24 protein-coding genes are annotated in these 22,997 nt (G+C 45.9%); 16 read left to right on the plus strand and 8 right to left on the minus strand.

The window, feature by feature from the left end; all coding sequences use genetic code 11:
* The first annotated feature begins 134 nt into the window (after positions 1 to 134).
* Entirely contained in the window at positions 135 to 302 is a 168-nt protein-coding gene (locus tag ACX5KA_RS07355; RefSeq protein ID WP_012516741.1) for a hypothetical protein, read from the plus strand.
* 74 nt (positions 303 to 376) lie between these two features.
* Here ACX5KA_RS07355 and ACX5KA_RS07360 read toward each other — a convergent pair whose 3' ends face one another.
* A complete protein-coding gene (locus ACX5KA_RS07360; RefSeq protein WP_039226858.1) occupies positions 377 to 1,879 on the minus strand; it encodes an Hsp70 family protein in 1,503 nt (500 codons plus the stop codon).
* A 186-nt stretch (positions 1,880 to 2,065) separates the two neighbouring features.
* Here ACX5KA_RS07360 and ACX5KA_RS07365 point away from each other — a divergent pair, with 186 nt between their 5' ends.
* Positions 2,066 to 2,485 (plus strand): acyl-CoA thioesterase, encoded by a 420-nt coding sequence (locus ACX5KA_RS07365; protein ID WP_458730782.1) that lies wholly within the window; start codon positions 2,066 to 2,068, stop codon positions 2,483 to 2,485.
* A gap of 22 nt (positions 2,486 to 2,507) precedes the next feature.
* Positions 2,508 to 3,206: a 2OG-Fe(II) oxygenase gene (locus ACX5KA_RS07370; RefSeq protein ID WP_039220945.1), complete on the plus strand. Its 699-nt coding sequence runs from the start codon at positions 2,508 to 2,510 to the stop codon at positions 3,204 to 3,206.
* Here ACX5KA_RS07370 and ACX5KA_RS07375 read toward each other — a convergent pair.
* The 4 genes from ACX5KA_RS07375 to ACX5KA_RS07390 all read right to left on the minus strand — a co-directional run bounded on the left by ACX5KA_RS07375 (position 3,203) and on the right by ACX5KA_RS07390 (position 6,583).
* Complete coding sequence (locus ACX5KA_RS07375) at positions 3,203 to 4,150, minus strand: dihydrodipicolinate synthase family protein (protein WP_458730783.1); 948 nt, start codon at positions 4,148 to 4,150, stop codon at positions 3,203 to 3,205. The two genes, ACX5KA_RS07370 and ACX5KA_RS07375, sit on opposite strands and share 4 nt — an antisense overlap.
* A 138-nt stretch (positions 4,151 to 4,288) precedes the next feature.
* A complete protein-coding gene (locus tag ACX5KA_RS07380; protein WP_458730784.1) occupies positions 4,289 to 4,774 on the minus strand; it encodes a DUF3299 domain-containing protein in 486 nt (161 codons plus the stop codon).
* Between the two features lie 137 nt (positions 4,775 to 4,911).
* Positions 4,912 to 5,442 (minus strand): inorganic diphosphatase, encoded by a 531-nt coding sequence (gene ppa / locus ACX5KA_RS07385; RefSeq protein WP_014947861.1) that lies wholly within the window; start codon positions 5,440 to 5,442, stop codon positions 4,912 to 4,914.
* Between the two features lie 163 nt (positions 5,443 to 5,605).
* Positions 5,606 to 6,583, minus strand: coding sequence for a class 1 fructose-bisphosphatase (locus ACX5KA_RS07390; RefSeq protein WP_039220955.1), 978 nt, complete (start codon positions 6,581 to 6,583; stop codon positions 5,606 to 5,608).
* A 310-nt stretch (positions 6,584 to 6,893) separates the two neighbouring features.
* Here ACX5KA_RS07390 and mpl point away from each other — a divergent pair, with 310 nt between their 5' ends.
* The 3 genes from mpl to ACX5KA_RS07405 all read left to right on the plus strand — a co-directional run bounded on the left by mpl (position 6,894) and on the right by ACX5KA_RS07405 (position 9,770).
* Positions 6,894 to 8,252: a UDP-N-acetylmuramate:L-alanyl-gamma-D-glutamyl-meso-diaminopimelate ligase gene (gene mpl / locus ACX5KA_RS07395; RefSeq protein WP_282764734.1), complete on the plus strand. Its 1,359-nt coding sequence runs from the start codon at positions 6,894 to 6,896 to the stop codon at positions 8,250 to 8,252.
* Between the two features lie 73 nt (positions 8,253 to 8,325).
* Positions 8,326 to 8,958 (plus strand): flavin prenyltransferase UbiX, encoded by a 633-nt coding sequence (locus ACX5KA_RS07400; protein WP_278346524.1) that lies wholly within the window; start codon positions 8,326 to 8,328, stop codon positions 8,956 to 8,958.
* 2 nt (positions 8,959 to 8,960) lie between these two features.
* The gene (locus ACX5KA_RS07405; RefSeq protein ID WP_039220962.1) at positions 8,961 to 9,770 is read left to right on the plus strand and encodes a S1/P1 nuclease; all 810 of its coding nucleotides are present in this window, start codon (positions 8,961 to 8,963) and stop codon (positions 9,768 to 9,770) included.
* A gap of 150 nt (positions 9,771 to 9,920) precedes the next feature.
* On the opposite strand, the gene rraA is transcribed toward ACX5KA_RS07405, so the two are convergent.
* Complete coding sequence (gene rraA, locus ACX5KA_RS07410) at positions 9,921 to 10,406, minus strand: ribonuclease E activity regulator RraA (protein WP_039220963.1); 486 nt, start codon at positions 10,404 to 10,406, stop codon at positions 9,921 to 9,923.
* Between the two features lie 365 nt (positions 10,407 to 10,771).
* On the opposite strand from rraA, the gene ACX5KA_RS07415 reads away from it, so the two are divergent.
* The 8 genes from ACX5KA_RS07415 to ACX5KA_RS07450 are packed head-to-tail and all read left to right on the plus strand — an operon-like array spanning position 10,772 to position 17,097.
* Positions 10,772 to 11,284, plus strand: a complete 513-nt coding sequence (locus tag ACX5KA_RS07415; RefSeq protein ID WP_039220965.1) for a phosphatase PAP2 family protein — start codon at positions 10,772 to 10,774, stop codon at positions 11,282 to 11,284.
* A 1-nt stretch (position 11,285) separates the two neighbouring features.
* Positions 11,286 to 12,353, plus strand: coding sequence for an MJ1255/VC2487 family glycosyltransferase (locus ACX5KA_RS07420; RefSeq protein ID WP_458730785.1), 1,068 nt, complete (start codon positions 11,286 to 11,288; stop codon positions 12,351 to 12,353).
* A 51-nt stretch (positions 12,354 to 12,404) separates the two neighbouring features.
* The gene (gene lptM, locus ACX5KA_RS07425) at positions 12,405 to 12,602 is read left to right on the plus strand and encodes an LPS translocon maturation chaperone LptM (protein ID WP_240485791.1); all 198 of its coding nucleotides are present in this window, start codon (positions 12,405 to 12,407) and stop codon (positions 12,600 to 12,602) included.
* Entirely contained in the window at positions 12,602 to 13,852 is a 1,251-nt protein-coding gene (gene lysA / locus ACX5KA_RS07430; RefSeq protein ID WP_039220974.1) for a diaminopimelate decarboxylase, read from the plus strand. The genes lptM and lysA overlap by 1 nt, the downstream gene beginning before the upstream one ends.
* Before the next feature lie 35 nt (positions 13,853 to 13,887).
* The gene (dapF, locus tag ACX5KA_RS07435; protein ID WP_039220976.1) at positions 13,888 to 14,718 is read left to right on the plus strand and encodes a diaminopimelate epimerase; all 831 of its coding nucleotides are present in this window, start codon (positions 13,888 to 13,890) and stop codon (positions 14,716 to 14,718) included.
* Positions 14,715 to 15,410 (plus strand): DUF484 family protein, encoded by a 696-nt coding sequence (locus tag ACX5KA_RS07440; protein ID WP_039220979.1) that lies wholly within the window; start codon positions 14,715 to 14,717, stop codon positions 15,408 to 15,410. The genes dapF and ACX5KA_RS07440 overlap by 4 nt, the downstream gene beginning before the upstream one ends.
* Positions 15,411 to 15,415: 5 nt before the next feature.
* Complete coding sequence (gene xerC / locus ACX5KA_RS07445) at positions 15,416 to 16,336, plus strand: tyrosine recombinase XerC (protein WP_039220981.1); 921 nt, start codon at positions 15,416 to 15,418, stop codon at positions 16,334 to 16,336.
* A gap of 20 nt (positions 16,337 to 16,356) precedes the next feature.
* Positions 16,357 to 17,097: an HAD-IA family hydrolase gene (locus tag ACX5KA_RS07450; protein ID WP_458730786.1), complete on the plus strand. Its 741-nt coding sequence runs from the start codon at positions 16,357 to 16,359 to the stop codon at positions 17,095 to 17,097.
* A gap of 36 nt (positions 17,098 to 17,133) precedes the next feature.
* On the opposite strand, the gene cysE is transcribed toward ACX5KA_RS07450, so the two are convergent.
* A complete protein-coding gene (gene cysE / locus ACX5KA_RS07455) occupies positions 17,134 to 17,931 on the minus strand; it encodes a serine O-acetyltransferase (protein ID WP_039220986.1) in 798 nt (265 codons plus the stop codon).
* Positions 17,932 to 18,374: 443 nt separating this feature from the next.
* On the opposite strand from cysE, the gene uvrD reads away from it, so the two are divergent.
* Together uvrD and ACX5KA_RS07465 are read left to right on the plus strand one after the other, a co-directional pair.
* Positions 18,375 to 20,546 carry a DNA helicase II gene (gene uvrD / locus ACX5KA_RS07460; protein WP_014977964.1) on the plus strand — a complete coding sequence of 724 codons (2,172 nt, stop codon included), beginning with the start codon at positions 18,375 to 18,377 and terminating at the stop codon, positions 20,544 to 20,546.
* Between the two features lie 42 nt (positions 20,547 to 20,588).
* Entirely contained in the window at positions 20,589 to 21,866 is a 1,278-nt protein-coding gene (locus tag ACX5KA_RS07465) for a GGDEF domain-containing response regulator (protein WP_039220989.1), read from the plus strand.
* A 66-nt stretch (positions 21,867 to 21,932) separates the two neighbouring features.
* On the opposite strand, the gene rarD is transcribed toward ACX5KA_RS07465, so the two are convergent.
* Complete coding sequence (gene rarD / locus ACX5KA_RS07470) at positions 21,933 to 22,847, minus strand: EamA family transporter RarD (RefSeq protein ID WP_039220991.1); 915 nt, start codon at positions 22,845 to 22,847, stop codon at positions 21,933 to 21,935.
* Positions 22,848 to 22,997 lie beyond the last annotated feature (150 nt).

A 22,997-nucleotide genomic window follows, 5' to 3' on the forward strand; every position in this document is an offset into this window, starting at 1 on the left:
CAGCAGCTTGTAAGAAGTGCGCGTTGACGTTTATTTACACGTTTATCCATGCTGGTCAGAGCTTGTATTGGCAAATCATACGTTACGATGATTTTTGTGTATTTTTGCAGTAAGAATTGCTGGAGCGACAACTAATGAACCAAACGCCGCCATTAGCCTTAGTGAAAACATGGTATCACCTACTGTCATCATCAGAAGACAATGATGTGAAAGCACGCGCACAAGAAATGCTGTTAAAAGCCTTCGAGTCGCCTGAGGCCATCGCGATTTATCTAAAAGAACACAATATCCTTAAGCACTGATCAAAAGAGCCTTAGCGTAATATGGGTTACTACGCTAAGGCTTAGCATTTCTTATCTAAACAAAGTGCGCGATTTTACGCGTGTTTCGCCGCTTGAATAGCTAATCCTTCGCACACCGAGTTGAAAGCGTCATTCTCTAATCGAGGTAAACCGGTAAGTAGGTTTTCATATAGCGCATCAACCACGATTGGCGATAAACTCATACCACCTGTGATCATCACTACTTCTGGCTTTTCACTACTGTTTTCCAAGCATTCCACCACTAGCGCTTTCACTTTATCAAGCCAAGGTTTTAACGCCTTTTTGAGCGAGTCTTGCGAAATCTCCACGTCAAAATCATCTTCGATATAGTGCAGCGGCAAGGTGATGTTCTGCTTGCTCGACAGTAGCTCCTTGGCTAATCGAGCCGAGTTCACCACACGGGCAGACAACTTGTTCTCCTGAACAATAAGCAAGCGTTCTAGTTGGGCTGGCTCTTTAATCACAGACATGGTTTGAGAAATATCTAACCCGTAATCGTCAGAGAAAAAGCGAGTAAGAGCAGGAATGTTATCAACCGCACACATGTCAGAGAAGTACGTGGGAGGAACAGGAAGCCCGTTAATCATCTTAAGGCCCATTCCCATTTCTGGGGCAATAGCCTTAAGCACCAAGCTTTTATCGCAATCCATACCGCCTAAACGTCTGCCTGTTACCGACAGAACATCCTCTTTGCGATCAAGCTGATTGGAACGCTCAGGAGAAAGCTTAATACAGCAAATATCCGTGGTCCCCCCACCAATATCGACAATCAGCGTAGTGGTATCCCTTGGTAGGGTTTGCTCAATTTTATACGCCGCTGCGATAGGTTCATCTAAGAAGTTAACCCCTGAGAACCCAGCTTTCGTCGCCGCTTCAGTCATTATTTGAATGGCCTGCGCGTTCCCTTCTTCACCGCGGGTGCCGTGAAACTTAACAGGACGGCCAATAACTGCATTATTAACAGCCTTGCCTAGCTGTTGCTCTGCACACTGTTTAAAGTACGCCAACTGCTTAGCAATAATACCGATGAACGCTTGTTTTTGGTCGCCGTCTAGCGATGCGCCTAAAAAGTTCTTAGGTGAATAAATAAGACGGCCTTTGTCCGGCATTTTAAGAAAGCGCCTAAACCCTTCTTCACCAAACGCAAACTTGCCGTGCTCTACTAAGCGCAGCAAAGGTATTTCGTCTAGCGACATAGCATGCATCAATTGTGCAATAGCTTTGCGCTGCAAAGCAGGCTTGTTGTGCAAATCGCCGCGCAGCGAGTCGATACGGTCGCTGTACATCGCCTGTTCTTTTGGATCTTTCGCCGAGTAATAGCCGTCCTTCGCCTTATCTATTTGCTCACTGATAACGCGCTGTAACTGCGCCACTTTCGCCTCAACCATGGCATCAGGAGGCGGCGGCAGTTCATCTTCAAAATAGATGAACACCGACGAACGGATTTTATTGCCCTTCTTATCTAACGGGTCAAGTTTGATGTGCTGATGGGCCGTTCCATCAAAATACACAACCTCAGAATTTGATGTACCGTAGTCAATCCCAATCGCAGTCATAGTATGTTCGCTCAAAAAGTTAGAAGCGGATTGTAATGCAAAAGCTTTTTGAGGTCACACCCCCTGTAAGCTAATCAAAACACAACGATTTACCCTAAACACAATCGCTTTTATAAGGGCTACTGCAAACTCCCGCCTATAATGCTAAAGTGGAAATCAAACTTATAACAAAGCCTACAATAATTTATGAGTAATACAGCACCACTTATCACTTCTTTTGACGTGCGTTTTTGCGAAACCGATGCCTTACAACATGTTAGCAATACGGCGTTAGTTACGTGGTTTGAAGCCGCTAGAGAGCCTATTTTCAGAATGTTTACCCCTGAGCTAGACTTACAAAATTGGCCGCTAATTTTAGCCAGCTACAAAGTCGATTTTTTAGCTCAAATTTTTTATGGCAAACCTGTGACGGTTAAAACCTACATTAGCCGGCTAGGCAATAGTGCATTCGACGTGTTTCAAGAGTTATGGCAAGACGATAAGCTGTGCTCAACAGGCATTACCACCATGGTACATTTTGACTATAAAACACAGCGTTCTGCGCCTATTCCAGAGGATGTGAAGTCAGAACTACAGTCACACTTTAAAGAACTACCCACTAAGTAACAAAGCGCAGTACGAGGTCTCCATGAGCGATTTAATTGAAGTTATTGATGATGTGTTACCACCAGAGCTGTGCAAGCAACTCATGGAACGCTTTGAAAGCAGCCCTAATTTGTCTCAAGGCCGAACTGGCGGCGGCGTCGACTTAGACAAAAAGCGCAGCATGGATGTGTCGATAAGCCGCAACCCGGAATTTAAAGACTTATTTCAGCAAGTGATGCAGCACACTGGACAGCAGCTGGTCTCCTACATTGAAAAGTACTATTTTGCGCTTGTTGGGCCCATTGGCTTAACCGTACGCCACCCTAAAACCGGTGAGCCGGTAAAAGTAACCGGAGAGAATTTTGACGAAGTAGGCAAACCCAATTTGGCAAATTTGGTGAATTACCTGTTCCGCGTTGGCGATGTTAATGCACAGCGCTACACCGCGGGCAATGGTGGCTACCCGTACTGGCATTCAGAAGTCTACCCACAGCTTCAACATAACGATGCGCTACATCGCGTACTGCTGTTTATGTACTACTTAAACGATGTGGACGAAGGCGGCGAAACAGAATTTTATTATCAAAACCGTGCGGTTAAGCCCAAAGCTGGCAGAATGGTGATTGCGCCCGCTTATTTTACTCACACGCATCGCGGCCAAATTCCAAAAAGTAACGACAAGTACATTCTAACGTCGTGGCTTCTGTTTAACCGCGCTGAACAGATTTATACGCAGGGCTAGCTTAACGATAACTTCGTGATGATGTGCTCTAGCTCGCTGTACTCATTTTTGTCGATAGGTAAGAAGGGTGCAGGTAAGCTAGGCGTTTCACAATAGCCCAAAATTTCTGCCGCAGCTGCAACCACACGCAAGCCGCCGCCATTGCGCGCAAACATGCTCCATATTCCGCTTAACGCTTGTGACTGAGCCTGTGCATCCACAGCATTACCAGACTGAGCGGCGTCGATAATACGCATTACGGTTCGCGGGAATATTCCCCCTATAACAGAAAGCCAAAGGTCACAACCATCAACCATTCCTGCTGCGCCAAAACTATCACCACTCACGCCTATAGCAATCTGTGCAGGCATTATCTCTCGTAATGATGCTAATCTACGAGCGCCTTCGCTACTGCTTGCTTCAGAGGGTGGGATATCCTTGCTGGAACTATTATCCATTGCGCTTTTGGCAAACGGAGTACCGGGTATTTTAATCGCCCCGATATTCGGTAATTTTCCTATGCGGCGGTATAAATCATCGCTGAAGGTAAAATTAGTCACACGAGGATTTTCGTAAACGCAGATAGGCACAGATGCCTCGTGACTCACTGCCTCATAGAGGCCATACACTTCTTCTTCATTAAGCACTTGATAGGATACCGGTGCCAACAACACAGCATTAACACCTGCTTGCTGCACAGCTTCAACGTTTTTCAGCACGTCATAGGTTCTCAGCGCCCCAACGCCTGCCATAACAGGAATACCATTTGCGTGGTCGACGGCGAGCTTGGCTACATCGTACTTTTCCTCTCGCGTTAGATAAGGGTACAGCCCAGTAGAGCCTATCGCGCAAATTGAATCTACGTTCGCCGAAGCTAAATTATCAACAAGCCCATGAAACGCTTTGTAGTCGATAGTCTCTTGTTTAAATGGGGTAATGGGAAACGCTGATAGCCCTGTAAACACCTGATGTCCTTATTTTAAAACGTTTAATGCTTTCTAACGTTAACGCATTACCTATGCGTTGTCTCTATCCAGCTCGCCGTGACACTTGAGATAGTAGAGGTAACCTTCTTTAGCGTGGTTGTACATTAAAGGCTACCGCTAGAACCCCTCAACCGCCTCACCTTTTAAGCGGTAACCTACTGATGCGATATCGCCTTTCCAACCGTCAGTCGATAATTCGCCGGTTACCCAAATCGCGTCGTAAATATTATCTATGCGCACACCTTCTTCAAATTTTACGTACACTATTTGATTAGACGGCGGCGGTGGTACGTGAATACAGGCTCCGAAATATGGAACAAGTAAAAACTCGGTGGTTAGCTCTGCCGTACCTTCTAGCGGCACGACAAAACCCGGGATTTTCACCCGTTTACCATCAAAGGTATCGACAATCGGCGCGTCAGGCTGAAGCTGACTCATCTCACCATTGTGCTGAACAGCAGGCGGCGCGAGTTCGTTAAAGCCTTCAGGCACTAGGTCTTCCCAGTATACTTCAATGGGAGTCTTATCTGCCAAAGAGTTGAAGGACACAACCATCATTAGTACAGCAAATAATGAGGTTACGGTTTGTTTCAGGTTGTACATACGGGTCTCTTTCAGGTATCTGTTTAGCTTTCTGTTGTGATGCCTAATTTTAGTTATCAATATTCACTTTTAGACCACATACAAAAAGGGCTGGTATTACACCAGCCCTTTGTATCATCAATTTGAAGCAGCGTGAATTATTCTGCTTCGAAACGCGCGATGCTTGCGGTAATTTCTTCTTTTGCAGCTGCAGCGTCTGCCCAACCGTCAATCTTCACCCATTTGCCTTCTTCTAGATCTTTATAGTGCTCGAAGAAGTGCTCGATTTGCTTAAGAAGAAGCGGAGGTACGTCTGCAATTTCTTTAACGTCACGGTAAATAGTAGAAAGCTTGTCTACTGGTACCGCTAGTACTTTTGCATCTTTACCAGACTCGTCTGTCATGTTTAGTACGCCAACTGGACGACACTTGATTACAGAACCCGCAAGTAGTGGGAACGGAGTCATTACTAAAACGTCAACTGGGTCGCCATCTTCTGACAATGTGTTGTTCACGTAACCGTAGTTAGTTGGGTAGTGCATGCAAGTTGCCATAAAACGGTCAACAAATAGCGCGCCAGTGTCTTTGTCTACTTCGTACTTCACCGGGTCAGCGTGTGCTGGAATTTCGATGATTACGTTCACTTCATCTGGTACGTTTTTACCAGCAGAAATAGCACTCAAGCTCATTCTTAGGTCCTTTCAGTAATGGATTAAAAATTTTGGTCGTAAGTATACGGTGACAGCAGCAAAATAAAAACGCTTTACGACCCATGTCGTACTAATCTCTTTATTTTTCGTTAAATTTTGCTGCTTTTTAATAAACAAATGACCCTAAAGGGCCATTTTTTCATTACTTCGCGTTATCGTTGTAGCTTAAACACATTTCAACTTCGTCTTTAGAGCCGATAATACACGGTACGCGCTGATGAATTTCTTCAGGCATAACTTCTAGAATTCGGCCAGTACCGGTTTCTGCTTTACCACCAGCTTGCTCCATCAAAAATGCCATTGGGTTGGCTTCATAAAGCAAACGCAATTTGCCAGGCTTAGACGGGTCTCTGTTATCGAATGGATACATAAAGATACCGCCACGGCAAAGCAAACGATGAATATCACCCACCATTGCCGCTACCCAGCGCATATTAAAGTCTTTACCACGTGGACCTTCTTTACCTGCTAAAAGATCGGCAACATATGCCTGCATTGCCGGTTCCCAATGACGCTGGTTCGACGCATTGATAGAGAATTCTGAGGTTTGCTCGGGCACCTGAATATTCGGGTGAGTAAGCAGGAAACCACCGTGGGTTTTATCAAGCGTATAAATATGCGTACCGCGACCGGTAGTCAGCGCTAGCATTGTAGACGGGCCGTAAAGCACATAGCCTGCAGCTACCATCTGCGTTCCGGGCTGTAAGAAAGCAGATGGGTCGTCTGGTTTCATCCACTGCGGTGCATGGGTGATAGAGAAAATAGTACCGATTAGGCTATTAATTTCAGTGTTTGACGACCCATCAAGCGGGTCGAAGCTTACTAAGTAGTTACCATCTGGGTTACACGGCACAACGTCATCTTCTTCTTCAGACGAAATGGCTTTAACGTAGCCAGATTCCCTTAGCGTGTCTTTCAAAATGTGGTTAGAGATAACGTCGAGCTTTTTCTGTGTTTCGCCCTGTACGTTTTCTGAAAGGGTTGAACCGAGCACGCCAGCAAGTGCGCCTTGACTCACGCGGAAAGAAATTTCTTTACAGCCCGCTAGCAGTGTACGAATGAGCAGAATTAACTCAAGTGGTGCACCGTCTTGTTGCAATTGGGAATTTAAACGTTTCATTGAATGTAAGCCTTTTTTTGTGTGTAGGGTGTTGTGCTACCAGTCGCTCAGCTTTCCTTACCGGCGTTTGTCTGAAGCACACACAGGTTTTAAACCTGTGGTTAGATTGTAACCGTGTTCTTGGGTAAGTGGAACACGCCAGTAAAATGTCATACACACACCATACCAGTTTGCACATCATAGATTCTTAGGTGTTTAGCGTATTACAACGGCTTAAGGCATTTATTGAATGATTAAAATTGAATTATCTATAGGCCACGGGGTTCTGATACAGTACCCCAATAACATGATAATTCATTGAGAATGCGCTATGCATGTACATATTTTAGGCATTTGTGGAAGTTTTATGGGCGGCATTGCCGCTATTGCTAAATCACTCGGCCACAAAGTAACAGGGTCTGATAAAAACGTTTATCCCCCCATGAGCACCCAGCTTGAAGCATTAGGCATCGAGTTGACCGAAGGTTATTGCGAAAGCCAGTTTGATCCAGCGCCAGATATGGTAGTGGTTGGAAACGCGATGTCGCGCGGTAACCCCGCCGTGGAATACGTGTTAAACCGTAATTTGCCCTACACCAGCGGCCCACAGTGGCTGCTTGATAACTTACTAAAAGATCGTTGGGTCATTGGGTTATCAGGTACCCACGGTAAAACGACTACTAGCAGTATGGTCGCATGGATTTTAGAACACGCGGGTCTTAATCCCGGTTATTTGATTGGCGGCGTACCAGAGAATTTTGGCGTATCGGCTCGCGTGGGTGAAAGCCCCTTTTTTGTCATTGAAGCTGACGAATACGACAGCGCATTTTTCGATAAGCGTTCTAAGTTCGTACACTATCGTCCAAAAACCTTGGTAATTAACAACCTTGAGTTTGACCATGCAGATATTTTTGCTGACCTTGGGGCTATTCAAACTCAGTTTCACCACTTGGTGCGCATGGTACCTGAAAACGGGCTTATTCTTACGCCAAACAGTACGCCCGCAATTGAGGATATGCTCAAGAAAGGTTGCTGGTCTTCTCGCCAATCGTTGGGCAAAGAGTGGCATGCAGAACTGTTAAAGAAAGACGGCAGTGAATTCAATGTATTACATAACGGCGTTATCGTCGGAACCGTAGCATGGTCGCTCTTAGGCCAGCACAATGTAGACAATGCATTAATGGCCATAGCTGCCGCCCACCATGCAGGTGTTACCTTACCTGATGCCATAGAAGCGTTATCATTTTTTAAGAATGTTAAGCGGCGTATGGAAGTGAAAGGTGAAGTAAACAACATCACCCTTTATGACGACTTTGCACACCACCCTACTGCAATTGCGACTACACTTGATGGACTGCGCAAGAAAGTGGGTAATGCCCGTATTCTGGCTGTGCTAGAGCCGCGGTCAAACACGATGAAAATGGGCGTGCACAAAGACACGCTGGCAAACTCTTGGCAAAAAGCCGATGAAGTATACCTTTACGAACCTGAAGGCATGGACTGGTCGTTAGTTGAATCGGTAGCGCACAGTAACGCACCTGCCCACTGCTTCAAAGATGTAGAGAAGATCGTTCAAGGCGTTTGCAACGTAGCACAACCAGGCGATCATATTCTTGTAATGAGTAACGGCGGCTTTGAAGGTATTCATGGCCGTATACTCGATGCACTGAAAATGAAGTCCAAACTATAAGAAAGACAGCTTAAAACGAAGTAATACCCGATAAACAAGCTTTGCTATGCTTGTTATCTACAGAGGCTAAACCATGAAACACGACAAGCAAGTCACGCTTGCTATCACAGGTGCATCAGGTGCACCTTACGCGCTAACACTTTTGAAATCGCTGGTTAATGCAGATTTCCAAGTGTACGTACTTATCTCTTCAGCAGCAAAAGTAGTATTTGCCACTGAAGAGAATGTGAAAATCCCCGGGCGTCCCGAAGATGCAGCTGCGTTCTTTACCGAGCATTGCAATGCAAAACCTGACCAAATCAAGGTATTTGGAAAAGAAGAGTGGTTTTCACCGGTAGCGTCTGGCTCGGCTGCTCCGGCTAAAATGGTCGTATGCCCGTGTTCTACAGGTACACTTTCGGCCATTAGTATTGGCGCAAGCGACAACCTGATTGAGCGTGCAGCAGATGTCGTTTTAAAAGAGCGGGGCCAGCTGATTCTAGTTCCCCGTGAAATGCCACTTTCTTCTATTCATTTAGAAAATATGCTCAAGCTTTCGCAAATGGGTGCTACTATTATGCCTGCAGCGCCAGGTTTTTATCACAACCCCAAGACTATCGATGACTTGGTAGATTTTGTTGTGGCGCGCATATTAGATCACCTAGGTATTGAGCAGTCTCTTGTCGCAAGATGGGGCTATCAGTCTTCCAAACATTCTGAGGATTAACCATGTTCGCGTTTGCAAACAGGATTTGCGCAGTTGCGCTGAGCACACTATTTACATTGTGCATTTCATCACCTGCTTTCGGCTGGGGTCAGACCGGCCACCGAGTAACTGGCGCTATTGCCGAGCAATATCTTAGCCCACTTTCTCAGGCCGCAATTATGGATTTGCTGCCACATGGCTCTTTGGCTGAAGCCGCTACCCATGCTGATGAAATGCGCTCTAACCCCAGCGAATTTTGGCAGAAAACGGCCAGTCCTTGGCATTATGTCTCTGTACCTGAGGGCAAGACCTATAAAGACGTTGGCGCACCAAAACAAGGTGATGCGGTTACCGCGTTAAAGCAATTTACTGAAACCTTAAAAAGCGACACAGCCAGCATCGAGGAAAAACGACTAGCCCTTCAGTTTATCGTGCATATCATAGGTGATCTCCATCAACCACTTCACGCTGGAAACGGCACCGATCGTGGCGGAAACGATGTAAAAGTACGCTTCTTTTGGCAAGACTCTAACCTACATCGCGTGTGGGATTCGCAAATGTTAGACCAGCGCGACTTGTCATATTCTGAATGGACTGAATGGCTTACAAAGACCATAAACTCTAAAGATATTCGCAGCTGGGCAACCACCGACCCTATGGTATGGATTGAAGAAAGTACCGCAATTCGCGACACTATTTATCCAGATGACGCCAACAACATGAGCTACGATTATTTATACAATCACCTACCTACTGCCAAAAAGCGTTTGCAGATGGCGGGAATTCGTATCGCTATGTATTTGAACAAGGTGTTTGACGAGGCCAATAAATAGTTTTCGTCAACTCCGAGTTGCTCCAAGGCCGATTAATTCGCCTCACCTAGGTCTCTCTCAGAAATCGCGAAAGTATTGAAAACAAAAACGGAGGCATACGCCTCCGTTTTTTAATTCTTAAAGCAGATAGCTTCTGCTTGCTGTTCAACTTTAATCTAAGTCTAGTGGCTCGGGGGAAAGAATAACGCCCGTGCTATCAGCATATAGGTGGTCTTCGGGTAGAAACGTTACGCCACCAAAGTTAACGGGGACGTCTACCTCACCTATGCTTTCACACTCAGCATTCACAGGGATTGCTGCAACAGCCAACACGCCAATGTCCAATTCGGCAAGGCTATCGACTTCCCGAACACTGCCGTAAATCACAACGCCTTCCCAATCGTTATCAATAGCAATTTGAGCAGATGATGCATCAAATAAAGCACGACGGCTTGAACCACCACCATCTATCAGCAGCACTTTACCCGCACCAGGTTGAGCAAGTACACGGTCAACAAGACCTCTATCTTCAAAGCATTTAATAGTGGTAATTTCACCACCGAAAGAATAACGGCCACCAAAGCTTGCGAAAATTGGATCTACTACGTCTACGCTATCAGCAAACAAGTCGCATAATTCAGATGTGTTGTATTCCATTCTTTTTGCCTTACTAAAATTGAGAAGCGTTGAAGCTCTAAGCTCGTAAAACTTAGCATAGCATTAATTCTTATGATGCAAACGTTTGATTTACCGCGTTTCGTCAAATTTTTCGCATTTGTTTAAAATGCAAGACTTTCCTCTAACTATAGCCAACATGAGCACGTATTTTGCTTTATTCATTTAGCTGAATACTTTTACTAAAAAATTTGTTTAATAACCACTTTCCCCGTTTGAGCAAAGGGTGCATGACTAAAAAGAAACCACGTGAGTTGTCAAAAAAGTTTCTTTTTTCCGTCACCCACTGTTCACAGACACACTTTAGCCTGTGCAGTAATTAATCGATAGGGGACAAGGCAATGTTAATGAAATCCTTGACCAAGTACGACACTGACTTATTTTATCGCCTCTACAAACTGACGCAAAAAAGAGACTGCCGAAGTATTGTGTGGCTATCGAAAACAGGTGACGGCTATTTATACCTCGTCATTGGCATGTTGCTTTGGGCGTTTGAGCCTGAACACGGTGAGCTTTTCCTCTATACAGCGCTGATGGCATATGCGCTGGAATTACCCATTTATGTGCTGCTTAAGAAAATGTTCAAGCGCCCGCGCCCTTGCGATTTTCTAATGAATTTAACAGCACATGTCACGCCGTCGGATAAGTTTTCACTTCCCTCAGGCCATACTGCGGCCGCAACATTAATGGCTTGTATCGTCGCGCACTATTACCCGCCATTTACCTTACTTGCTTACAGTTGGGCAGCACTTATCGGGCTATCACGCGTATTATTAGGTGTACATTACCCTTCTGATGTGGTCGCAGGATCACTGCTAGGCGTAACAATCGCGACACTAAGTATTTCAATTCTGGGGTAGTATGAAATTATTGTATGGTGTGCAAGGCACCGGAAATGGGCATATTGCCCGAGCACGAATTATGGCCGCCGCACTAATGCAGCGAGATGACATTAGCGTTGACTTTATTTTCACCGGCCGCGCCCCTGAAAAATATTTTGATATGGAAGTGTTCGGAGAATACCGAACATACAAAGGACTTAGTTTCATTACGAAAAGTGGACGAGTAGACAAATGGTCTACGGTGAAAGAAGCCAACATTCGTCAGTTAAATAAAGATATAAAAGCATTCGATACTCGCGATTACGACTTGCTGGTTAACGACTTTGAACCGGTAACGGCGTGGGCAGCTAAAAAGCAAGGCTTACCGTCTATTTCTATCAGCCACCAAGCGGCGTTTGCTTATAACGTGCCGAAAAGCGGGAATACCATATTTGATACCTTGCTCATGAAAATGTTTGCGCCTACGGATCTACAGCTAGGCGTGCATTGGTATCATTTCAATCAGCCTATCATCCCGCCTTTCGTTGCTGAAAAGCCAATAACATCTTCAGGTAATGGCCATGTTTTGGTGTACCTACCGTTTGAAGAAATCGAAGATATTCAGCAAATGCTTGAGCCGCTAAGTGATCAAGTATTTGAGTGTTTTCATCCTAATATTGATGAAGCAAAGGAAACGGGCCACATTCATTGGCACCCTACGTCCAAAAAGCAGTTTCAAAAAGCACTTCAGCACGCCAGTGGAGTAATTGCTAATGGCGGCTTTGAGCTCTCGAGCGAAGCACTTCAGTTAGGCAAAAAACTACTCATTAAGCCCTTACATGGCCAGTTCGAGCAACTGTCCAACGTACTAACCCTGAATAAACTGGATTTATGCCAGACCCTTTTTCAACTCGACACCGATATTGTAGAAGAATGGCTTGAGGCGCCCGAGAACGAAGCGATAGCCTTTCCAGACAATCCAAACATACTCATCGACTGGCTCAAAAATAAAGACTTTTCTGACACCAAGAGCCTATGCGATACACTTTGGAAAAACGTTCAATACGGCGATAAAACACAAGAACGATTATTGGCTCTTGCAATTTAACACCGCAATGCGATGATAGCGGCATTTGTCGTATTCTTTGCGGGATCTTTCGTGCTTAAAAAGTCTGTTGTTTTCTTGCTAACACTCTCAGCATTGTGTGGCTGTGGGTACAAAGGGGCGCTCTACATTCCTGACGCGCCTGCACAAAACACATCTGCTGAACCAGCGTCTTCTAATGATGTAGAAGCTGAGGCTTCATCAAGCGCCAACACCCCATCCCCCGCAACTACTTCTGGAGAGCTGAACTAGTGGATTTTTTCGCCTACAGCCAAGGTCAGCTGCATGCTGAACAAGTAGCTGTTTCTGATATTGCTGCCCAGCACGGAACGCCGGTTTATATTTATTCACGCGCAACATTAGAGCGTCATTGGCATGCCTTTAACGACGCTATCGGTGAACACCCTCACCTTGTATGTTACGCGGTAAAAGCGAATTCGAACATCGGTGTATTAAGCGTTCTAGCCAAATTAGGTTCAGGCTTTGATATCGTTTCAGCAGGTGAACTGGCTCGCGTCATCGAAGCCGGTGGCGATGCAAGTAAGGTGGTATTCTCAGGCGTTGGCAAAAAGCACGATGAAATTCGTTATGCGCTAGAACAAGGCATCATGTGTTTCAACGTAGAATCAGAGCCAGAGCTTCATCGAATTAACCAGGTTGCGGGCGAAATGGGCGTGAAAGCCCCTATTTCACTGCGAATAAACCCTGATGTAGATGCCAAAACCCACCCTTATATTTCGACAGGGTTGAAGGCGAATAAATTCGGTATTGCCCGCGAACGAGCGCTTGTTACCTATGAATTAGCCGCTTCCCTGCCTAACCTAAATGTGGTTGGTATGGACTGCCATATTGGCTCACAGCTCACTGAAATCGGTCCGTTTGTAGATGCGCTAGAGCGTCTACTTCTGCTTATTGACGAACTAGCAGAGCGCAACATCATTATTGAGCACTTAGATGTAGGTGGTGGTCTTGGCGTGACTTATAACGACGAGCAACCGCCTCACCCTAAAGCCTATGCACAAGCCATGGCTGAGAAAATGGTAGGCCGTGAAAACCTTAAGTTAATCCTTGAACCTGGTCGAGCTATTGCAGCTAACGCAGGTATTTTGGTCACTGAAGTTGAATTTATAAAAGAAGGTGAAGAAAAGAGCTTTGCCATTGTCGATGCTGCAATGAACGATTTATTGCGCCCTGCGCTTTACTCAGCATGGCAAAAGATTATTCCCGTAAAGGAAGGAAGCACGGCAACGCCTCGCACCTATGACGTTGTGGGCCCTGTGTGTGAAACCGGTGACTTTATAGGAAAAGACCGCGAATTAGCCATTGAACCTACCGATTTACTTGCAGTTCGCAGTGCCGGTGCCTATGGTTTCGTTATGGCGTCAAACTACAATAGCCGCTGCCGTCCAGCCGAGATTATGGTAGACGGTGACAAAGCAATTGTGGTTCGCGAAAGAGAAAAACAAAAAGATCTCTGGCAAGGTGAGTACAAACTTCCGTAAACTAGAAACAAACTAACAAGATAGATGCGCGTTTAATGCAGGTTCAATTTTCTAAAATGCACGGGTTGGGTAACGATTTCATGGTTATTGATAACGTTACTCAAAACGTCTTTTTCTCTAAAGAAAAAATTCAGCAATTAGCTAACCGAAATTTCGGTATTGGCTTCGACCAGCTGTTGATGGTAGAACCACCGTACGACCCTGAACAAGACTTTCACTATCGCATCTTCAATGCTGACGGCTCAGAAGTGGAGCAATGCGGCAACGGCGCACGTTGCTTTGCACGATTTGTTAAGCAAAAAGGCCTTATTAATCGCAACAAAATAGTGGTAAGCACCAAAGCAGGTAAGATGGTGCTGTATTTAGAGAAAGACGGCCAAGTGACCGTTAATATGGGCAAACCAGAGTTTGAGCCTGCGAATATTCCACTTACAGCCAACAAGCAAGAGAACACCTATATTTTGCGTGTGGGCGAACGCACCTTGTTTATTGGATCAGCGTCAATGGGTAACCCCCATTGCGTAATGGAAGTTGACGACGTTGATACGGCCGATGTAGCCGAAATTGGCCCGCTTGTTGAAAAACACGAACGCTTTCCCGAGGGCGTAAACGTAGGCTTTATGCAAATTATCAACGAGTCACATATCAAACTTCGCGTATTTGAACGTGGTTCAGGTGAAACTTTAGCCTGCGGCAGCGGAGCATGTGCAGCAGTTGCAATTGGGCAAATACAGGGTAAATTAGGTAAAGACGTACGGGTAGACTTGCCCGGGGGCAGTTTACGTATACGCTGGCCAGGCCCAGATAACGTGTTAAAAATGACAGGGCCTGCCGAACACGTATATGACGGACATATAAATTTATGAGCGAAGTATCAGGGCAATCTAACGCCACGCAATTAATTGAGCCATTTAACGACAAAACGGAATTGTCGAGTGCTGATGTGCGCGCGTTCTTACTACAAAACCCTGAATTCTTTTCCGAGCATGCCGATCTTCTCGAAAAAATTAAGCTACCTCATGAACACAAAGGCAGTGTGTCGCTCGTTGAAATTCAAAGTGACCAGTTAAGACAAAAAGTTAGACAGCTTAACTTTAAGCTTAATCAGCTGGTTACCATCGCTAAGCAAAACGAAAAAATATATCGCGTTTATACCGACTTAAACGTGCAGTTACTACGTTGCGAAAGTGTTGCTGAAGTACAGTTTACGTTAGAAGATATATTACAAGAGCGTTTACAGTTGTCCTCTGCGGTGATCAAAAGCTTTAAAGGCCCCCATGCTATTCCTGAACTGCAACAACGTTTGTTCACGGAAAAGCGCTTTAAAAATACCAACTTTTTCTTTGGCCGTTTGTCACAGCACGAACGCCAGCTGCTTTTCGGAGAAAGCCCTGCGGAGTCTGTAGCGCTAATGCTGCTTGGTGACAACCGTGAACTCGGTATTTTAGGCATTAGCAGCAGTGATGCCAGCCACTTTACTCCAGACATGGATACTCTGTTGCTTCAGCAACTTCAGCAAGTGCTTAATATCATCTTGCCTGAAATGATGGGATATTAGGTGAAGTGTCTACGGACGCCTTAATCAGCGAACCCTGCCAGCAATGGCTAGATAAGTTTCTGCTTCATTTGCAGGTAGAGCGTGGTTTATCTCTACACACCATCAAAAATTATCAGCGCCAGCTAACCGAAGTGGCTAAGCTACTTGGGCTTTACGAGTGGTCCGGACTTACACCAAGTGATATAAAGCGAGTTATGGCTGATGCAAAAATGTCTGGCCACAGTCCACGCAGCATTGCGCTGAGACTTTCAGCATTACGAACCTTCTGTCAATACCTTATCGACCACCAGCAGCTATTTAGCAACCCTGTAGAGGGCATTCAAGCTCCTAAACAGGGAAAGCCGTTACCCAAGCAGCTTAGCGTAGATGAGATGCAGCAGCTGCTTAATGCTTCACCTCGAAGCAGTGACGACGATGAAGGCATGCAGTTAAGAGATGTAGCCATGTTTGAGCTACTTTATGGGTGCGGTCTACGTTTGAGTGAACTTACCGGGCTTAATTTATCCGACTGTTTAAAAGACGGTACGGTAAAGGTCATGGGTAAAGGGAGTAAACAGCGAATACTGCCACTAGGTCGACATGCGCAAAAAGCCCTTAATGCTTGGTTAAAAGTTCGGCCAGCTTACGCTTCCCCGTATGAAAGTGCGGTTTTTGTAAGTAAACGCAAAACCCGAATATCGAACAGGCAAGTCGCCAATCGCTTAGATAAAATGGCGCAAGAGCAGTCCCTATCGCAAAAAGTAAGCCCTCATAAACTGCGCCATTCTTTCGCTACTCACGTATTAGAATCAAGTGGTGATTTGCGTGCGGTTCAAGAACTGTTAGGTCACGCTAACTTGTCGACAACACAGGTTTATACCCATCTCGACTTCCAGCACCTCGCCAACGTATACGATGCGGCTCATCCGCGCGCGCGAAAAAAATAACGCTCACTTAAGGTTTTACCATGCAGTTTTTCCGGTCTATTAACAACGTCGAGGCGATGACCTTCGACCTTGACGACACCCTTTATAATAATGAACCTATTATTCGACGCGCAGAGCAAGCCCTTCAAGCGCATATTGCTAGGCATCATAAGGACGCTGCGGCACTGTCGTCACAAGATTGGCAGGCATTAAAGCGAGCAGCCATTAAAAAGGACTCGCGCTTAGCCTCTGACATGGGGCAGCTTCGCCGTGTAGTGCTTACCGCAGCACTTTCTAACACCACACCTGAAAAATTAACAACAGAGTTAAACAACGACCGTGAACTTAGTGATGCAGTAGAGGCGTGCTTTAACTGCTTTTACGACGCAAGAAGCGACTTTGAATTGGCTGACAATGTACACGCAGCCCTCAAGGCTGTAAGTAGTCAATTACCGCTTATCGGCATTACTAACGGTAATGTAAACGCAGAGAAAATAGGTATTGATGGGTACTTTGAAACCATTCTTCACGCCAGTACAACACGACCGATGAAACCAGCCCGCGATATGTTCGATGAAGCGGCTGCACGTTTACAAATTGCGCCGAAGCATATTCTTCACGTGGGCGATAACATTATAAAAGATGTCCAAGGTGCAATTAACGCTGGCTATCAAGCAGCATGGTTTGCCTGTAACAGACCAATGATACTAGCCAATGAGCCCGTCAGCGTACTTCCCCACGTCGCACTAGACAACCTCAACGAGTTAACCCACTTCCTATGAATAATGGGGTCAGAGTCGGGACTCTGACCCAAAGCTTTAGTTGTCTTCTAGTACGTTTTGGCGCATGGATTCACATGGGCTTTGACAAACCGGTCTCCCCACTACCTTGGCTGGTACACCCACCACGGTAACGTGGGCTGGTACGCTATTCAGTACAACGCTACCTGCGCCTACTTTTGAGCCCTCGCCGATTTCGATATTTCCTAGAATCTTGGCACCTGCGCCAATTAACACACCCTGGCGAATTTTAGGGTGGCGGTCGCCCGACTCATTACCGGTACCACCCAATGTAACGCTCTGCAAAATAGATACGTTGTCTTCAACTACTGCAGTTTCGCCCACTACAATGCCAGTTGCGTGGTCAAACATGACGCCTTTACCTATACGCGCAGCAGGGTGGATATCGACACCAAAGCTTGCCGAGTTGCGGCTTTGTAAGAATAAAGCAAGCTGATGACGACCGTGCACCCAGAGGTAATGCGCCATTCTATGCACCTGCACAGCATGGAAACCTTTGAAGTGCAGTAAAGGAGTAAGGTAGTCGTTCACTGCGGCATCCCGCGCCTTAATCGCCATTATGTCAGCAATAGCCGCTTCGCTGATGCCTGGCTCTAGCAAATAAGCTTCGTCGAACACCTCACGTATAGCAATCGCAGGCATAACGTCATCTGCCATTTTGTTTGACAGAATGAAGCTTAGCGACGATTCAAAATTATGATGAGCAAGAACACTGGCGTGCACATAGCTAGATAGCAATGGTTCGTTGTCAGCAACAATTTGCGCTTCTTGTTTGAGCGTCGACCAGAAATCGATGGGCGTAGAAAGTGCGGTCATAAGCATGTCCCGTTAGTGTGCTGTTTTTATGCCAATGTACGTCGTAAAAAAGTTGGGGCCGTGTGCTTTTTTCAGTTTGCCTAAAATGGCTTAACTCTTTTGCTAACACTCGCCTTGTTTGAAAGTGCGGAGGTAGCAACAGTAAAAGAACAGAAAGTTTACCTGAGTTTGGCGTGATGCAATACCGATGTAATACCTGCCAAGCGTATAATTCGATCAATTTATCGTATTAATTCGTTATAGCTAATAACTGTATCTTTCATACGTGCACTTATGAGCTTTTCTTTAACCACTCTAGGCTCCTTCACTATTCAATTTAGAGCAGTTAAATCGCTCTTATTTTACAAAAAAGGGCTAAAAACTGGACTGTATAAATTAACAGGCAGGTGGCATAATAGCGCGCTGCTGAATGTATAACACTATCAACTAACAGGTACCACACTATGGATGTATCTCGACTGCTAGACGAGCTAAACGACAAACAGCGTGAAGCAGTAGCAGCCCCACTATCTAACGCCCTAGTTTTGGCTGGCGCGGGCAGTGGTAAAACCCGCGTATTAGTGCATCGCATTGCGTGGTTAATGGAAGTCGAAAACATCGCCCCTTTTTCTATTTTGGCAGTAACCTTTACCAATAAAGCAGCCAAAGAAATGCGCGGCCGAATAGAGTCGTTGATGGGTCGCAGCCTGCACAATATGTGGATTGGTACCTTCCACGGGCTTGCGCATCGCTTGCTACGCGCGCACCATGCAGAAGCCAACTTGCCTGAGAATTTTCAGATAATTGATTCGGACGATCAGTATCGACTTATTCGCCGCATTCTGAAGGCCATGAACCTGGACGAAAAGCATTGGGCGCCTCGTCAAATTCAGTGGTACATAAATGGCAACAAAGACGAAGGCTTGCGCCCTCAGCACATTGAAACCCACGGCGATCATATTCAAAAGACCATGCGCGAAGTCTATGCGGCATATCAAGACGCTTGTGACCGTTCAGGCTTGGTAGATTTTGCTGAACTGTTGCTACGCGCACATGAATTATGGGCTAAAAACCCAGAAGTATTAGCCCACTATCAACGTCGTTTCCGTGCAGTGTTGGTTGACGAATTCCAAGATACCAACAATATCCAATATGCATGGCTTCGTATGCTGTGTAGTGGTGGTAATAATAACATTATGATTGTTGGCGACGACGATCAGTCTATTTACGGCTGGCGCGGCGCGAACGTAGATAATATTCAGCACTTTCTGAAAGACTTCAACGAGCCTACTACTATTCGCCTTGAGCAGAATTACCGCTCTACAGGAAACATTCTTAAAGCGGCGAACACGGTTATCGACAACAATACGGGTCGTTTAGGGAAAGAACTTTGGACAGAAGACGCGCAAGGCGAGCTTATTTCTGTATATGCGGGTTTCAACGAACTAGATGAAGCGCGCTTTATTGTTTCGAAAATCAAAGATTGGCTTAATCAAGGCAACGCCCTTACTGATACCGCTATTCTTTATCGAAACAACGCCCAGTCTCGAGTACTGGAAGAAGCCTTGCTACACGAAGGGCTGGCGTATCGCATATACGGCGGTCTGCGCTTCTTCGAGCGCCAAGAAATTAAAGACGCCCTTGGCTATATGCGCATGGTTAGCCACCCGCACGATGACGCTGCTTTTGAACGCGTGGTTAACACCCCAAGTCGCGGTATTGGTGAGAAAACCTTATCGCAAGTGCGCGACACCGCGCGAATGCACAACTGTTCAATGTGGCAGGCGTGTCAGTTGCTCATTAATGAAGGTGGCTTCAAAGGCCGCGCGCTAAACGCAATGCAAAGCTTTGTGTTGCTAATTACTGAGCTAGAACAATCCACGTTAGATGAGCCCCTTGACCAACAAGCCGATAAGGCTATTCGCCAGTCTGGTCTGTACGCCATGTACCAAGCAGAGCGCGGAGAAAAGGCCCAAGCACGTCTAGAAAACTTAGAAGAATTGGTTACTGCATGTAAAACTTTTATCGTGCCTGAAGAAGCCGAAGAAATGTCGCCTCTGGCAGCCTTTCTAGCTCATGCGTCGCTGGAAGCGGGTGAAACCCAGGCGGATAAAGACCAGGACGCCGTCCAGATGATGACCATACACACCGCCAAAGGCCTTGAATTTCCGCTGGTATTCTTAGCAGGTGTAGAAGAAGGCATGTTCCCTAGCCAAATGACTAACGACGAGCCAGGTCGAATGGAAGAGGAACGCAGACTTTGCTATGTTGGTATGACCAGAGCAATGCAAAAGTTGTATATTACTTATGCAGAAAGTCGTCGACTCTATGGCCAAGATAAGTATCATACTGCTTCTCGGTTTATTCGCGAAATGCCAGCAGACTGCGTTGAAGAGGTTAGGCTGAAATCGACTATTTCGCGGCCCGTGCACAACCGCTTTAGTCAGGCAACCTCGCACGCCAGTTTTGAAGAAACGGGCTTTAGTTTAGGTGAGCGAGTTGTACATCGTAAATTTGGCGAAGGGATCGTACTTAACTACGAAGGGAGTGGTGAGCACGGTCGAGTTCAAGTAAACTTCGACGAATTTGGCAGCAAATGGCTGGTACTTGCTTACGCAAAGCTGGAGAAAGCGTAACATTATTAATAGGCAAGGTAGCCTAAACCTAAGTTGAAATGTATGCAGCAACACGTGCTGATCATCGAAAATGGTGAAGGCAACCTTGAACTTATAGCGAAATTAGTACGCCGGGCAGGTCTTACCCCCGTTGGCGCGACGTCGCTGACAGAAGGCAAAGCACGGTTTTCGCAAAATATGCCGGAAACCTTTCTGTGTGCTATTGTTGCATACTCGCTTCCCGATGCACCAAAAGGCGAAGCCATCGACTTTACGGTTGAGTCTTTCATTCCCACCATTGCTACAACAGAAAGTTTAGATAGCGCTATTCGCGATAAAGTCCTAGAACGTGACGTTGTCGATTACATTCCCAAAGAAAATTCGCAGAACTACGACTACCTCAATCGTCTTATTAGCCGATTAGAAAAAAACAAGTCTACTGGTGTCGTCGTGGTAAGCACTAATCGGGTGTTGCGCTCAAAAACCGTTTCATTACTTCAGCGCCATAATTTTATTGCGTTTGAATGCTTAACGGCTACAGACGCTATGCAATGCTTGTCTGAACACAAAAACGTACGTCTTGTTATCACTGACAACACGTTGCCTGATATGACAGGCACGCACTTTGTCGCCAGTTTAAGAAAAGCCTTTTCGAAAGAGCAGCTGGCAATTATGGGCGTTGCTGGAGGCAAAGGCATGTTAATGTCTGCGTACTTTATTAAAAGTGGTGCAAATGACTTCTTGCGAGTGCCCTACTGTCATGAAGAGTTCTTGTGTCGCGTGATGCAGAACGTAGAATATATTGAGAGCGTTGAAGAAATTCGCCGTGTGGCCAACACCGACTATTTAACAGGTTTGCCTAACAGGCGCCACTTCTTCTACATGGTTACTGTACAACACCAAAACCTGTCTGAGGATCACGCTCTCGCCCTTATTGACCTAGACTTTTTCAAATCGATAAACGATACCCATGGCCATGACGCCGGTGACATTGTGCTAAAAGCCATGGCGGCCCTTATTGAGTTTTATTTTCCAGACGAAATTATTTCCCGCTTTGGTGGCGAAGAGTTTTGTATATACATGCCGTCAACACCACTAAAAGAAGCCTGTGAGCGTTTAGACGACTTCAGAAAAGTGGTGGAAGCGGAAATTATTCAGCTGCCTAAAAGCGACATTAAAGTGACCTGCAGTATTGGGGTAAGTGGCGCCCACACTCAGCGCGTAGATAAGCTACTAAGCCTTGCCGACAAGCAGCTTTACGCCGCCAAAAATAGTGGGCGTAACCAAGTGAAGTGCGAACCACCAGATGTTCCTCAGCAAGAGCAAGCTTCACTGCTTTAGCTTTTCACTCAATCAACCGCCGCTTAGCTGTCCGACGTTTAATTAAAGACTTGTGCGCAAAAGCCCCTACTCCACCGCTAGCTTTCGCGCTTTACGCTGACTGCGGTAATTAACTAGCGAGTCGGCACTAAACAAGATAAGCGCAAACCACACAAAGCCGAAGGTTACCAAGCGCGACTCTTCAAGCGGTTCGCCGTAAAGGTAAACCGCCAGAATGAACATAAGCGTAGGGCCAATGTACTGAAAAAAGCCCAGCGTTGAATACATAATGCGCCTTGCTGCAGCGGTAAAACAAAGTAGTGGCGCGGTAGTTACAATGCCAGCCGCTAAAATAAGGGTATTTAGCGTGGCGTCGTTATTAAATAAGTTACTGTACTCAGAGCCAAAGAAAACCCAGTAAATAATAGCGAATGGCGAGAGCATTAAAGTTTCAATGAATAGGCCGGGTAGCGAGTCTACAGCCACTTGCTTGCGCAATAAGCCATATACGCTAAAACTTCCCGCAAGCACCAGGGCAATCCACGGCACGTGGCCGTAAGAGAAAATAAGAATAGCCACGCCAATAACGGCAAGCCCAACGGCTACACGCTGTAAGTTACGCAACCTTTCACCTAAGAAAAGTCGCCCTAAAAATACGTTGATAAGAGGGTTGATGTAATAGCCAAGGCTTGCATCAAGAATATGGTCGTTATTAATTGCCCAAATAAACAAGAGCCAATTCGCCCCGAGTAACAACCCTGCAACGAATAAAATCTGCATAACGCGCTTATTGCGAAGGGCGGCGCCCACTTTGGGCCACTGCTTTAGCGCGGCTATAAGCCCAACCAACAGCACCACAGACCAAATTACCCTGTGCATTAGGATTTCAGTAGCCGGCAATACCATCAACTGTTTGAAATAAACAGGTGCAACACCCCACATGCTATATGCGGCAATTGCACAAATAACGCCGACTTGAGCGGCACTGGCTTGCTTAGACAAGACTGACTCCAACGAAATTCGGGGGAAGAAGGCGCGTATTGTTTATCAGGTTAAGTGAATACACAACCCTTAACGCTTTCCAATGCGGCAAAGGACGTGTAACAAGCGGCATAATTAATGAAACGTAATTAACAAAAAATGAAAAAGCCC

The organism is Alteromonas alvinellae (assembly GCF_902705805.1).

Bases quoted from the DNA above. Each gene is read 5' to 3' on its own strand.
- ACX5KA_RS07440 (WP_039220979.1), top strand. From the start codon at position 14,715: ATGAGCGAAGTATCAGGGCAATCTAACGCCACGCAATTAATTGAGCCA.
- ACX5KA_RS07450 (WP_458730786.1), top strand. From the start codon at position 16,357: ATGCAGTTTTTCCGGTCTATTAACAACGTCGAGGCGATGACCTTCGAC.
- ACX5KA_RS07420 (WP_458730785.1), top strand. From the start codon at position 11,286: ATGAAATTATTGTATGGTGTGCAAGGCACCGGAAATGGGCATATTGCC.
- ACX5KA_RS07355 (WP_012516741.1), top strand. From the start codon at position 135: ATGAACCAAACGCCGCCATTAGCCTTAGTGAAAACATGGTATCACCTA.
- ppa (WP_014947861.1), bottom strand. From the start codon at position 5,442: ATGAGCTTGAGTGCTATTTCTGCTGGTAAAAACGTACCAGATGAAGTG.
- ACX5KA_RS07360 (WP_039226858.1), bottom strand. From the start codon at position 1,879: ATGACTGCGATTGGGATTGACTACGGTACATCAAATTCTGAGGTTGTG.
- uvrD (WP_014977964.1), top strand. From the start codon at position 18,375: ATGGATGTATCTCGACTGCTAGACGAGCTAAACGACAAACAGCGTGAA.
- rraA (WP_039220963.1), bottom strand. From the start codon at position 10,406: ATGGAATACAACACATCTGAATTATGCGACTTGTTTGCTGATAGCGTA.
- ACX5KA_RS07370 (WP_039220945.1), top strand. From the start codon at position 2,508: ATGAGCGATTTAATTGAAGTTATTGATGATGTGTTACCACCAGAGCTG.
- ACX5KA_RS07465 (WP_039220989.1), top strand. From the start codon at position 20,589: ATGCAGCAACACGTGCTGATCATCGAAAATGGTGAAGGCAACCTTGAA.
- ACX5KA_RS07405 (WP_039220962.1), top strand. From the start codon at position 8,961: ATGTTCGCGTTTGCAAACAGGATTTGCGCAGTTGCGCTGAGCACACTA.
- mpl (WP_282764734.1), top strand. From the start codon at position 6,894: ATGCATGTACATATTTTAGGCATTTGTGGAAGTTTTATGGGCGGCATT.
- ACX5KA_RS07380 (WP_458730784.1), bottom strand. From the start codon at position 4,774: ATGTACAACCTGAAACAAACCGTAACCTCATTATTTGCTGTACTAATG.
- ACX5KA_RS07415 (WP_039220965.1), top strand. From the start codon at position 10,772: ATGAAATCCTTGACCAAGTACGACACTGACTTATTTTATCGCCTCTAC.
- cysE (WP_039220986.1), bottom strand. From the start codon at position 17,931: ATGACCGCACTTTCTACGCCCATCGATTTCTGGTCGACGCTCAAACAA.
- dapF (WP_039220976.1), top strand. From the start codon at position 13,888: ATGCAGGTTCAATTTTCTAAAATGCACGGGTTGGGTAACGATTTCATG.
- ACX5KA_RS07400 (WP_278346524.1), top strand. From the start codon at position 8,326: ATGAAACACGACAAGCAAGTCACGCTTGCTATCACAGGTGCATCAGGT.
- ACX5KA_RS07365 (WP_458730782.1), top strand. From the start codon at position 2,066: ATGAGTAATACAGCACCACTTATCACTTCTTTTGACGTGCGTTTTTGC.
- ACX5KA_RS07390 (WP_039220955.1), bottom strand. From the start codon at position 6,583: ATGAAACGTTTAAATTCCCAATTGCAACAAGACGGTGCACCACTTGAG.